The organism is Arthrobacter livingstonensis, from assembly GCF_003219815.1.
Lineage (GTDB): Bacteria > Actinomycetota > Actinomycetes > Actinomycetales > Micrococcaceae > Specibacter > Specibacter livingstonensis.
Map to the genome: position 1 here is coordinate 35,864 of NZ_QJVD01000017.1, position 12,278 is coordinate 48,141.

Genomic DNA, 12,278 nt, shown 5'->3' on the forward strand with positions numbered 1-12,278 from the left:
GACGACGGCATAGGCTGGTGGCATGACATCTGGTTCCACGGAGCTTGAGCAGCTGCTCGATGCTTGGTTTGCCGGTTGGACCGGACTCCGAAGCTACCGGACAGCCTTTGACACCGGACATCACGCCGCCTTGCGCCTTGACCGCAGCGGCGATTGGGAGTACTTCATCAGCGACCCGGCACCCGCCCCGTTTGCCGTTCTGGCGGCCGAGGTTGCCCAGTCCGAAAACCGGGCCATGAGCGTCGTGGGCCCTGACGTCCACCGCTACGTCAAGCAGGCGCATGCCGCCGGACTGGGCATGCTCTCGACGTCGGAACAAATGATGATGGTCGGGATGGAATCCCAGGACAACCAGGACCCGTTCCTAGGCGACCCCGACATTACCCTGCGCGTCACGCGCATGGGCGGGCGCCGCACGGCCTCGGCCTGTCAGGCCCGCCTTTCCGGCTCGATCGTGCGGGGCGGGACGGTCCTGGCCAGCGGAAAAGTGGCCATCTACGGCGACTACGCGGTCTTTGACCAGATAGAAACCCATCCCGGCCACCGCCGCCGCGGCTACGGGAAGCTGCTGATGCAATCACTGGCGGCGCGCGCGAAGGAATACCCGGTCACCACGGGCCTGCTGCTGGCCAGCACCGAAGGGCAGCGGCTCTACCACAAGATGGGGTGGCGCAGTGTCAGTGCCGTGACCGTGCTGGTGCCGCGGGCCCGGCTGGAACGGGAAATGGCCAGGCCATAGCCTGGCCGGCTGTCCCTTGGTGACCTGGTGCCGGCAGTGCCCGGCGGTGGGCCCGCCCGGCGGTGGCACAATGATGGAGTGCCTGCCACCAATTCATTGATCTCCCTTCTGGGCGGAGGTGAACACCCCGCCCAGCTTCAGCATGTCCGCCACATTCCGGCGCGGCAGGCCGTAACAGCTCCCTGGCCTGGGTGGGTCCATCCGGACATCGCGCAGGCGTATTCGATCCTTGGCGTCGATTCGCCGTGGCGGCATCAGATGGCCGGTGCGGAGGCCGCCCACAACGGTGAAAACGTAGTCATTGCCACCGGCACCGCCTCCGGCAAGTCGCTGGCCTACCAGCTGCCCGCCGTCGACGCCGTCCACCGGGCCGAACTGAGGGTCCTGGAGAGCCCCGGCAGGTTGGAACATGACGGCGCAGTGACCTTGTATCTCTCCCCCACCAAGGCGCTGGCGGCGGACCAGCTTGCCGCCCTGGCATCCCTCCACCTGCCGACGCTGCGCGCTGCCACGTACGACGGCGACACGGCTCCCGGGGACCGCCGCTGGATTCGGGACCACGCCAATTTCGTCCTGGCCAACCCCGACATGCTTCACTTTGGGGTGCTGCCCAACCACACCTGGTGGGCCAGGTTCTTTCGGCGCCTGAAGTTCGTGGTCATCGACGAGGCCCACAGCTACCGGGGCGTCTTTGGATCGCATGTGGCGGTGCTGATGCGGCGGCTGCGCCGTATTTGTGCCCACTATGGATCCAGCCCCGTCTTCATTGGTGCTTCGGCAACCTCTTCCGACCCCGGCGTTTCATTTTCACGGCTCATCGGCGCACCCGTGACCACTGTCACGGAGGATTTCTCACCGCACGGGGCCACCACAGTTGCCTTCTGGGAACCGGAACTCACCGAATTCAAGGGAGAGAACGGCGCAAAGACGCGGCGGACCGCCATTGCTGAAACTTCCCATCTCCTCGCCAACCTGGTCTCCGCCCGGGTACGCACGATTGCGTTCATCAAATCCCGCCGCGGAGCCGAGACCATTGCCAGCGTGACCCGGCGTCTGCTGGAGGACGTGGATCCCAGCCTGCCCGGGAGGGTCGCCGCCTACCGTTCCGGATACCTCCCGACGGAGCGGCGCGCCCTGGAACGGTCGCTGCGCTCCGGGGAGCTTCTCGGCGTCTCCAGCACTTCCGCATTGGAACTGGGCATTGACATTTCCGGCCTGGACGCCGTGCTGGTGGCCGGCTGGCCCGGAACGCGGGCGTCCCTGTTCCAACAAATTGGCCGCGCGGGCCGCGCGGGCCAGGACGCGCTGGCTGCCTTTATCGCCAGCGATGACCCGCTGGACACGTACCTGGTGCACCATCCGGAAGCCATCTTCGACGTTCCCGTGGAAGCCACCGTTTTCGATCCCTCGAATCCGTATGTGCTGGGCCCCCACCTGTGCGCAGCCGCCGCTGAACTGCCTCTCACGCGCGGGGACCTGGCACTGTTCCCGGACAACACCTTGAAGCTGTTGGACCAGCTGGTGGCTGACGGGTACCTTCGCAGGCGCCCCGCCGGATGGTTCTGGACCCATCCGCAAAGCGCCGCGGCCATGGTCAACCTGCGGGCCGACGGCGGCGGGCCCATTAACATCATTGAGGCGGACACCGGTGCACTCCTAGGCACCATGGACTCTCCCCAGTCTCATTACCAGGCCCACGCGGGTGCCATCTATGTGCACCAAGGGGAGCCGTACATGGTCTTGGAACTCAACGAACAGGACCATTGCGCCTTGGTCCGCCGCGGTAACCCGGACTACTACACCACGGCCCGCGACGTCACCCAGATCGCTGTGCTTGAATCTGAACAACACGAGGTGTGGGGACCGGTCGAGATGCACTTTGGCGAGGTCCAAGTCACCACGCAGGTGGTGTCCTTTCAGCGCAAGGCGTTCATATCCAACGAGGTGCTGGGCGAGGAACCCCTGGAGTTGGGTGCCAGGGACCTGTTCACCAAGGCAGTCTGGTTCACCATGGACAACCGCACCTTGCTGGACGGCGGCCTGGTGGAACCCCAATTCCCCGGCGCCCTGCACGCCGCCGAACACGCCGCCATCGGGCTGCTTCCGCTGGTGGCATCAAGCGACCGCTGGGATGTGGGCGGGGTTTCCACCGCCATCCACGCCGATACCGGCCAGCCCACCATTTTTGTCTACGACGGCCACCCCGGCGGAGCCGGTTTTGCCGAACGCGGTTTTGCCATGGCCCGCGTCTGGCTGGCGGCAACGCGGGACGCCATCAGTGCCTGCGAATGCGAATCCGGCTGCCCGTCCTGCGTGCAGTCCCCGAAGTGCGGCAACAAGAACAACCCGCTCGACAAGGCTGGGGCCGTCACCCTCCTCAGCGTCCTGCTCAAGCACGCCGGCTGACACTCACCGCTCTGGCGGGGGCCCAGCCCGCGCCAAGCCGTGTGCCGGCCAGGGCAGGCCGGTGCGCACGGTGACCTCAACCTGGACGGTGTCCGCCCAGGCACCCAGCACCTTGCATGTTGTGAGCGTGGCCCCGTGGCGCGCGGCCAGGTCCGCGGCCACCTGGCACGGGTCCCCCTCCGCCAGCCCGCGGGCGGCATCGGCTGCGGCGAGCGCCGCAAGGTCGGCGGCGGTGGCCGCCTTCCCTGCCGCTGTTGCAGCTTGGCCCAGACACAGCACGCCCACCAACAGCAGCAGCACGGCCATGGCCAGTCCGGCCGCCACTACCGTCCCTGCGCCGCTCTCCTGCGCACTCACGGCTTCCCTCCGCTCCACAGACGGCCGCCCCCGGGACCCAATTCCAGGGAACCGTCAGCCGTCAGCGCCCAATCCATCGAACCGCCATCAACAGCGGGCGCGCGGGCCCAGCGCCACAGGGCTGTCTTGCGCAGTGGAAGGGCAATCCCCACGCGCGGCCCCATGGCCAGCCCTTGGTCCGGCTCGAGGTCTTCAAGTCGCGCGGAGGCCCGGGCACTTTGTTGCCACGGCACCATTGCGGCCAACGGGCCGGACACCCTGCCGGTGAGCGTGACGGTGGCATAGCCGCCGCTCAGGTCCACCGACACCGCGGTCTCCCCGCCTGAAAGGCGCCTGGCAATTTCAGCAGCCTGGGCTGTGGATTCTCCCCTGGCCAGCGCCCGGGCACCCGCACGGGCTCCTTCTTCCAGACGGAGCTGCAGGACGCCGGCACCGGCTCCCAGCAACAACAGGGCCAGCAACGCTGTTACAGCGGGCAGAACCACGGCAAACTCGGCAGTGACGGAGCCCCTGCCGGACGACCGCATCCAGCCAAACCATCGGCCCGTCAGGACGCAAACACTGTGGCCCGCCAGACCGACATGGTCTTTGGACTTCCGCGGCTGGCTTCTTCCGTCCACGCTGGACCATGCCTCACCCTGCCCAGCGCCGCCCACACTCACGCTGTCCTGCACCCAATTGCATTGCCGCAGCCGCCACCACCGCATCTCCACCGCCTCCTTCCCTGCACTGACATCAGGGCGAACAACTCAGAAGCTCAGGGCAGTGCGAATGATGTTAAGCAGGAACCCCCGCACCTCGTCGCTTTTGAGAATGACCACGAGCAGCCCGGCAAACCCCACCGCGGCCAAAGTGGCAATGGCGTATTCCGCCGTGGCCATTCCGGCTTCCCGGCCCAGCCGCGACAGCCCCCGCCGGTCCTGCAGGCGTGCCCCGCTGCTGGCCCCGGGGAAGATCTCCCGCACGTTGTCCAGATCAGCGAACGGCGTTTGTGCTGGTGCCGCTGCCCCATGAAATTCGTTGCTGTACATCTCGACTCCTTGTGTTGGTTTTCACGTGTTGGACGTTCTTGCTGCTTCCGTCCGGCGGGCCACCGGAGCGGCGCCTGCCAACCACTTTTCCCGGTTCAGCCCCCGCATGAAAGGCCAATTCGTCCGTTCGTGGATCGGGCGGGTCTCAGGCTCCCTTGTGGAGGAAGCAAAGGGGAAAATCCGCTTCGCCTGGCCCGGTTCCGCCGCTAAAATGTCGGAACCATGGCGACGACCACAGGCACAACCCCGAGGCAGATGAAGGCGGGCAGCGAACAGAGGCCCAACGGCACCACGAGTTTGACACCCAGTGCTGCTGCCCGTTTCTCGGATTCCCGTTGGGCCTGCCGACGGCGCTGCCCGGCTTCGGCGTAGAGCAGCGGTGCCGCCGGCGCTCCGGTCAGCGCTGCAAAGCTCAGGGCAGCATGCAGCTGACCGACCTCGTCAATGTGCCGGACGCCTTCCCAGGAGTGCTCCCACGAGGCGCCGATCTGGAGCCCGGCCACGACGTGGGACAGGCCCGCGCGGATCTGGACCGTGGACACCCCTGCCACCAGTTCCAGCGCCCAAGGAATGGCCAGTCCGGCATCCAGCGCTGCACCCAGGAGTTCCAACAGGAGGGGCACTTCCGCGATCCCCACGTCGTCGGCAGTCTCGACAGGTCCGGTGCCTGAAATTCCGTGTCCCGTTTGGACAGTGGTGCTGAGTTCGTGCCAGCGCCGGGGCGCATCTGTCCCCAGGAGGCAGCCTGCGGCGAGGGTCAACAGGGCGAATAGGCCAACGGCTGCCATCACTTCGCACCTGTCGAAGCCGGCCGTCCCATGGCCACCGGCGTGCTTCCGCGAGGGACCCCTTCGTGGTGCGATGGTGGCCGGACAGCCGCCGAGATCAAGCGGCGGGACCACCACCGGCCGGCGGCCACCAGGGCCAGCCCCGCGGCAAGGCATGACCAGCCAGGCGGGGTCCCCAACAAGACGCCAAACGGATCGACCCCCATGGCCAGGCCCAGGCCGAGCCCAATGAACGGCAGCCAGGTCAACAGACGCACGGTGGCCCGCGGGCCGGCCAGTGCCGTCTCCCGCTGTTCAGCCGTGTCCAGTTCCGTCTCCAATCGGTCGGCCAGCCGGGACAGCACTGCTGCCACCGGCGCCCCGCTGGCCTCGCAAACTTCAAGGCAGGCGGCCAGGTCCTGCCATACCTCCACCTGGCCAGGCGAAAGTCCGGGCGATTTCCAACGCGATCGGCGGCTAGGAGTCGGAGCCGCGTTCTGCCGGCAGGCGTTCCTGACTGCTTCTGCAGTGGGCAAGCCCAGGGCGCTGGCGCGCTGCACTGCCAGAACGAGTGCAAGGGTGGGATGGTCCGCCGCCGCGGCATTCCGGCCAGGGAACTGGCCGGCGCCCAGTCCCGGAAGGTGGCCGGAGTTTAGCACAGCGACTGTGGCGGCAGACGCGTAGCCGGCAAGGGCATGCTCGGTGGCAAGGACTCCCGCGAGCGCCGCCCACAGGACCGGCCCGCTCCGTCCAGACGCCAACAAAGCGGAGAGCTGCCGGACCAGCCGGGGCATCGATACTTCCGCCCCTCCGCGGCGGACCGGCCAGAACAACCCAAGCTGTGCCGGGCCCACCCGGGCGCCGGCGAGCCGGCGCACCCTGTTGCCGTGCCCACCGGGCCAATGCCGCCGTCGAGCGGAAAACACCATGCACGCAGCCGCCGCCAGCCCAAAGACCATCACGGCTGCCATGGTTGCCTCCCCCCGGCCAATGAAGGGTCAAGTCCCAGCCGCAACGCCAGCTCCGGCCAGGCGGGGCCTGCGGCAAGCAATGGGTGCGCCGGCTGCGGCCCGCCCGAACCATTAATCCTGCCCAGTGCCACCGGCTCCATGCCCAGTGCCGGCACCACCTCCAGGTGCCCCCCGCGAAGGGCCACCACCCCAACTCCTGAGACCAGGCGGCCACTGGCGCCGCGATTAATGTGGATGACAACATCAAGTGCGCTGGCTGCTTGGAGGGCCACGGCTCCGGAGCTCATCCCCGCCAGCGCGCCCAACGCCGCCAGTCTGGCCGGCACATCCACCGCGCTGTTGGCATGGATGGTTCCGCCGCCTCCGCTGTGGCCGGTGTTCAGCGCCATCAGCAGCTCCCGGACCTCCGGGCCCCGGCACTCACCCACTATCAGCCGTCCCGGGTTCATCCTCAGGGCCTGGCGGACCAGTTCCTGAAGGTCGATGTTGCCTGCGCCTTCGGCGTTGGCATGCCGTGCCTCCAATGTCAGGACATGGGGGTGATTGGGTGCCAGCTCGGCGGCGTCTTCAATCAGCACCAGCCGTTCGGTGGGCCGGCAGAGACCCAGGAGCGTGGAAAGCAGCGTGGTCTTGCCGGCGCCGGTGGCACCGCTGACCAGGAATCCAAGCCGGGAGTCGATGACACTTCGCAGAACGTCGGCCACCACCGGATGCACGCAGCCCCCGTCCTGAAGTTCGGCCAGCGTGAAGGAGCGGCGGCGCCCGATCCTGATGGACAGCAGCGTACCTCTGGAGGAGATGGGTGGAAGCACTGCATGGATGCGGTACCCAGGGCTGATCTTGACGTCCACACAAGGTGAGCTGTCGTCCAACCGCCTGCCCCCGGCGGCGATGAGCCGCACGGCCAGGGCGCGCAGCGCTCCCTCGCTGTCAAAGGCCACGTTAACGGGTTCAGGACCGGCGCCGCGGTCCAGCCACACGGAATTGGGTGCGTTGACAAAAATGTCGGTCACGCGCGGGTCCAGGGCCAGGGTCTGCAGCGGACCCAGGCCGTTGAGTTCGGCGCTGATCCTGTCCATGGCCACGAGGGATCCGGCGGCACCCAGGAGCCGGCCGCTGTCGCGCACCGCGGCCGCCACCCGAAGGTCCGTTACCGGTCCCGCTTCGGCCAGCACCGTTTGCCGGACAGATTCCAACAGGGCGGGGTCCACCCCGGCAGCCGCGTGGGTGGCGGACCGCGCAGCTGCCGGGAACCCGTCCCCGACTACGTGCCGGCTCATCGGCCACTCCTTCGGGAGGACGCCACGTTTCCGTCCGGGGAGCCCTCCCCCTCCAGCCAGCCCAGGATGCCCCCGGCCAGCCTGCGCACCTTCCGCCCCTTGGCCACGTCCTGCAGGCGTCCAGCGTCCAGCGTCTCTTCCAGTCCCTTCAACTGGGGAAAGTAGCCCACACATGGCACCCCGACTGCGGCTGCCACCAGTTGTGGGTCGACGCCGTCGCGAAGCGGGCCCCTTGCCACCAGGCCCACGGGTGCGGCCGGCATGGCCTGCAACACGCGGCCCGACGCAGCTGCAGCACGCAGACGGCCGGGAACAAGCATCACAAATCCATCGCAGTGGACCCCAATCCCAGACAGCGATTCCGTGGACCTGCCCACGTCAACCACCACCAGTCCGTAGGCTTCACGGGCAGCCCGCATGACTTCGCCGGCCGCCGCGGCCGCCAGCGCATCGCCGCTTCCGCCATCGTCCGCGGCGCTCCACGACAGCAGCGATACGCCCGCAAATTGTGGCAGGGACGCGGCAAGCTGTTCCGGATTGATCGCCCCCGACGCATGCAACAGGTCCGGCCAGCGGAGCCCTGGGAGGTCGTCCGCCGCAACAACGGCGTCCAATCCCCCGCCCCACGGGTCCCCGTCCACCAGCAGCACCCGCGTCCCCGTTGCCGCGGCATGGCCGGCCACAAGTGCGGCTAGGGTTGACGCCCCTGTTCCCCCGCACCCTCCAACAATCCCCACGACGCCCGCACCCGCAGCGGGCTCCCGCAGCCGGGTGAAGTAATTGGCCAGCCACTGGGCGGAGTCCGGCAGGACGGCGACCCTGTCCGCACCCAACCGCGAAGCCTGCAGCCACATCCGACCGGCATCCTCAGCTGGCCCGACCACCACGGTGGGCCCGCGCCACCCGGACAGCCCTCCGGCCACGTCGCTGCCAATGAGGATGGCCGCCACATCGCCCCACCTCCCGCCGCTTTGTTCCACGGTTTCCGCAATGACCAGCCCGACGGCGGCTGCCGCACTGACCCTTCCCACGTCACCTTGAAGCGCCGGGGACCCTGAAATCACCATCACGGTTGTTCCGCGCCCGGGCAGCCACGGCATCCCTGCAACCTGCTGCCCACTCATCGGGGGAGGCTTGAGTCCGGCGCTTGCGCCGGGTCCGTGGCGGGCATTGGTTCGCGTAGTCATGGCACCACTGTCCGCCTCCAGATTCCCCTGTTCCAGCGGGCGGCTGGCGAATGTGAACAACCCGGCGCGGAGGTGTGGCTGTGGAGGAAGCGGGCTTACCCCGCGTCACCGTACTTTCGATATTTCACAATGAAGATCCCAGAGGGTCGTCTATATATTCGAAAACGGACCGGGGCAGTGGACAATGGAGGAATGTACGCGTTATTGGCCGCAGCACCCCGGAGCGCTGCCGTGCAGCTCCAGCTGTGGACCCCGGAAGGCACCCCCGCGGCCGCTGCGCAAACCGTGGCGCTTGAGTTCCTGGCCGGCGTCGTGCGCGGCATCGAAAAGGACCACCAGCCCCGCTGGGTGTGGGACCGGGCCCAGAACTGGTATCCGGCGCTGCTGGCGGCCGGTGTGCGGGTGGAACGCTGCCATGACCTGGGGTTGTGTCAGGCGATCCTGCTGCACTCCGCGTTCGCGTCGGCCACCGGCTACCGGCAGCGCGCGCCGGCCCTGCCTCCCGAAGCCGTTTCGTCGTATCCGGACACCAACTCCGCCCAGGGAAGCCTCTTCGAACAGTCTGTCGAAAATTCCGCCTGGGGCCTTTCCGCCGTGGCCGCCGAACTCGGCTCCCAAAAATCGGCCATTGCTTCCTCCACACACCCGGACAGGCTCGCACTTCTCCTAAGCGCGGAATCTGCGTGCGCTTTGGTGGCCGCGGAGATGCAGTATGAAGGCATCCCCTGGCGAGGGGACCTGCACAGGAGGCTGTTGGATGAACTCTTGGGACCTGAACCGCCGGACCATGTCCGTCCGCCAAAACTGGAGGCCCTGGCCCGGGACCTGCGGGCCGCCCTGGACGCGCCCACGCTGAACCCCGACTCCCCGCAGGACTTGATGCGGGCACTGCACCGCGCCGGGATTGATGCAAAGACCACAAGGTCGTGGGAGCTCCAGGAATTCCACCATCCATCCATTGAACCGCTGCTGGCCTACCGAAAACTAAGTCGGCTTTTCACCACCAACGGCTGGACATGGCTGGAGCAGTGGGTACGCGACGGCAGATTTCATTCCGAATACGTGGTGGGAGGGGTGGTTTCCGGCCGCTGGGCGTCCCGCGGCGGCGGCGCCATGCAGATACCCAAGCAGATCCGTGGAGCCGCGCTGGCCGATCCTGGACACAAGCTGATCGTGGCGGATGCCGCGCAGCTGGAGCCTCGCGTGTTGGCGGCGCTGGCGCAGGACTCAGCCATGGCCGCGGCCGGACGCGACAAGGACTTGTATGCGGGCATCGCCGCCCAGGGCTTTGGCGGTGAACGCGCCATGGCCAAGGTGGCGCTGCTCGGAGCCATCTACGGATCGACGTCGGGCGAATCGGGACGTTTGATGCCGCAGCTGACCCGCATGTATCCACGGGCCGTGGGCTTCGTGGAGGAGGCTGCCCGGGCGGGTGAACGCGGTGAGCAGGTGTCCACACGGCTGGGGCGCAGCACTCCCCCGGTTTCAGAGCAGTGGCGCGCAAGCCAGCGCAGCGGCACCGCCGAAGAGCAGCGCCGGGCCGAATCCGCGGCACGTTCGCGGGGCAGATTCACCCGGAACTTTGTGGTTCAGGGGACGGCTGCGGAATGGGCCTGCTGCTGGCTGGCGGAATTGCGGCGACGGCTGCGCGCCCTGTCACCCGCCGCCGGTGCTGGCACGGGCGCCGCAGCTGCGGCCCGCCCGGAATTGGTCTTTTTCCTGCACGACGAGGTGATGGTGCATTGCCCCGACGAGCTGGTAGTGGCTGTGACGGAGATGGTCCACGAGTCGTCCCGGGTGGCCACACGCCTGTTGTTTGGACAGATCCCCCTGGAATTTCCTGTCAACGTCACTGTGGTGGAGTCGTATGCGGACGCCAAATGAGGTGCGCGCGGACGGCGCCATCCGTTCGCAGCGGCACCCTCGCGTGGGATCGTTCGCGGCGGCGCCCAAGGGTCGGTGGCGGGTTTAGAGGGGTGCCGGAATCTCCCGGGAGGCATCCCACGGAACGGACCAGCCAAGCTCGTCGAAGACGTGGGTCAGGATTCCTGCGGTGAAGCCCCAGACCACCAGGCCATTAACTGCGAAAGCAGGTCCGCGGTACGTCTGGCCGGACCGCTCGAGGGTGGCGGTTACCCGGTTGTCGGGGTCCAGAAGATCACGTACGGGAACACGAAACACTTGGGCCGATTCGCCGTAGTCCACGACGTCTACCGGTGACTGTCGGGCCCACCAGCCCAGCACGGGCGTGACGATGAAGTTACTGACGGGGACCGGGACCTCGGGGAGCATGCCAAGGATTTCGACCCCGGAGGGGTCCAGCCCGGTTTCTTCCATTGCTTCCCGGAGCGCGGCCGCCACCACAGAGGAATCCATGGGATCGACACCGCCGCCGGGGAAAGCAACCTGCCCGGGGTGGTTCGTCAGCGTGGCGGACCGTTCAACGAGCAACAGGTCCAGATCCGCTGACGCGAGGGGTTCCAAGGACGCTGCCGGGACATCGTCCAGCGCGCCAAAGAGCAGCAGCACGGCAGCCGGACGCGCCGTTTTGCGGTCCATGGGAGAGTTCCACAAGGCGGCCCGGGAGGTGTGAAACTCACCGGTCCGGGCCCGCCCCGCCAACGCCTGAAGGTCGAAATAGGCGCTCACCGGCGAGTTCCGCCCGCGGCACCCGCCACGCCCGGGGCACCCCCGGGATCCGCGGCACGCCGTGTCGCGGCACCCCGCGCCGCAGGCCCCTGGCGTTCCACGTCCAACCGGGCCGCTCGCTGGGACTGCTGGCGGTATTCGGCCGCCCGGCCGACGTCGGCAAGCATGCGGGCCAGGAGATCTTCCTGTCCCGGCGCCATCTCATACTTCAACAGTTTGGCGGCCTTCACCGGATCCACTTCGCCGTCGCCGTAGGCGGGGCACAGGTGGGCAATGGGGCAGGCCCCGCAGGCGGGTTTGCGGGCATGGCAGATGCGCCGGCCGTGGAACACCACGCGGTGCGAGACCATGGTCCAGTCCCGGCGCTCGAACAAGGCGGCAACATCGGCCTCGATCCGCACGGGGTCCTCCGAGGAGGTCCAGCCAAAACGGCGGGCGAGGCGGATGAAGTGGGTGTCAATGGTGATGCCGGGGACGCCAAACGCATTCCCCAGCACCACGTTGGCGGTTTTCCGCCCGACCCCCGGGAGCGTGACGAGCGCTGCCAGTGTCCCCGGCACCACGCCGTCGTACTCGTCAACAATGCGGGTGGCCAAGGCCAGCAGGTTCGCTGCCTTGGCCCGGAAAAACCCCGTCGACTTGATCAGCGTTTCCAATTCCACGGTGGCTGCCTCGGAAAGCGCCAGCGGGTCGGGATAGCGGGCAAAAAGGTCGGGTGTGACGGCGTTGACCCGCACATCGGTGGTCTGGGCGGAGAGCACGGTGGCCACCAGCAGCTCAAAAGGATTCCGAAAATCCAGTTCCGCGTGCGCATAGGGGTACAGCTGGGCCAGCTCGCGGTTGATCTTCCGGGCACGCCGCTTGAGCGCCAGCACCGATTCCTGCCCCACC

The 12,278-nt window shown here is 67.6% G+C and carries 12 protein-coding genes; 3 read left to right on the forward strand and 9 right to left on the reverse strand.

What is annotated here, in order from left to right; genetic code table 11:
* Positions 1-22 precede the first annotated feature (22 nt).
* Both CVV68_RS15190 and CVV68_RS15195 read left to right on the forward strand, forming a co-directional pair.
* Positions 23-739, forward strand: a complete 717-nt coding sequence (locus tag CVV68_RS15190; RefSeq protein ID WP_110501851.1) for a GNAT family N-acetyltransferase — start codon at positions 23-25, stop codon at positions 737-739.
* A 78-nt stretch (positions 740-817) separates the two neighbouring features.
* Positions 818-3,145, forward strand: a complete 2,328-nt coding sequence (locus CVV68_RS15195) for a DEAD/DEAH box helicase (protein WP_110501852.1) — start codon at positions 818-820, stop codon at positions 3,143-3,145.
* 3 nt (positions 3,146-3,148) lie between these two features.
* Here the strand turns inward: CVV68_RS15195 and CVV68_RS15200 are convergent, their stop codons facing one another.
* From CVV68_RS15200 to ssd, 7 genes are all read right to left on the reverse strand, one after another.
* Positions 3,149-3,502 (reverse strand): Rv3654c family TadE-like protein, encoded by a 354-nt coding sequence (locus tag CVV68_RS15200; RefSeq protein WP_245933566.1) that lies wholly within the window; start codon positions 3,500-3,502, stop codon positions 3,149-3,151.
* Positions 3,499-4,029, reverse strand: a complete 531-nt coding sequence (locus tag CVV68_RS24300) for a TadE family type IV pilus minor pilin (RefSeq protein ID WP_245933567.1) — start codon at positions 4,027-4,029, stop codon at positions 3,499-3,501. The genes CVV68_RS15200 and CVV68_RS24300 overlap by 4 nt, the downstream gene beginning before the upstream one ends.
* Before the next feature lie 222 nt (positions 4,030-4,251).
* On the reverse strand, positions 4,252-4,533 hold the full coding sequence (locus tag CVV68_RS15210; RefSeq protein ID WP_110501853.1) for a DUF4244 domain-containing protein: 282 nt from the start codon (positions 4,531-4,533) through the stop codon (positions 4,252-4,254).
* A 206-nt stretch (positions 4,534-4,739) separates the two neighbouring features.
* Positions 4,740-5,321: a type II secretion system F family protein gene (locus CVV68_RS15215; RefSeq protein ID WP_110501854.1), complete on the reverse strand. Its 582-nt coding sequence runs from the start codon at positions 5,319-5,321 to the stop codon at positions 4,740-4,742.
* Positions 5,321-6,271: a type II secretion system F family protein gene (locus tag CVV68_RS15220; RefSeq protein ID WP_110501855.1), complete on the reverse strand. Its 951-nt coding sequence runs from the start codon at positions 6,269-6,271 to the stop codon at positions 5,321-5,323. The genes CVV68_RS15215 and CVV68_RS15220 overlap by 1 nt, the downstream gene beginning before the upstream one ends.
* Entirely contained in the window at positions 6,259-7,551 is a 1,293-nt protein-coding gene (locus CVV68_RS15225) for a TadA family conjugal transfer-associated ATPase (protein WP_110501856.1), read from the reverse strand. Before CVV68_RS15225 ends, CVV68_RS15220 begins: the two co-directional genes overlap by 13 nt.
* Positions 7,548-8,738 (reverse strand): septum site-determining protein Ssd, encoded by a 1,191-nt coding sequence (gene ssd, locus CVV68_RS15230; RefSeq protein ID WP_110501857.1) that lies wholly within the window; start codon positions 8,736-8,738, stop codon positions 7,548-7,550. Before ssd ends, CVV68_RS15225 begins: the two co-directional genes overlap by 4 nt.
* A gap of 192 nt (positions 8,739-8,930) precedes the next feature.
* Here ssd and CVV68_RS15235 point away from each other — a divergent pair, with 192 nt between their 5' ends.
* On the forward strand, positions 8,931-10,622 hold the full coding sequence (locus CVV68_RS15235; protein WP_110501858.1) for a bifunctional 3'-5' exonuclease/DNA polymerase: 1,692 nt from the start codon (positions 8,931-8,933) through the stop codon (positions 10,620-10,622).
* Positions 10,623-10,706: 84 nt separating this feature from the next.
* Here CVV68_RS15235 and CVV68_RS15240 read toward each other — a convergent pair whose 3' ends face one another.
* Together CVV68_RS15240 and nth are read right to left on the reverse strand one after the other, a co-directional pair.
* The gene (locus CVV68_RS15240; RefSeq protein WP_245933568.1) at positions 10,707-11,387 is read right to left on the reverse strand and encodes an NUDIX hydrolase; all 681 of its coding nucleotides are present in this window, start codon (positions 11,385-11,387) and stop codon (positions 10,707-10,709) included.
* Positions 11,384-12,277 carry an endonuclease III gene (gene nth, locus CVV68_RS15245; RefSeq protein WP_245933569.1) on the reverse strand — a complete coding sequence of 298 codons (894 nt, stop codon included), beginning with the start codon at positions 12,275-12,277 and terminating at the stop codon, positions 11,384-11,386. Before nth ends, CVV68_RS15240 begins: the two co-directional genes overlap by 4 nt.
* Between the last annotated feature and the right edge of the window lies 1 nt (position 12,278).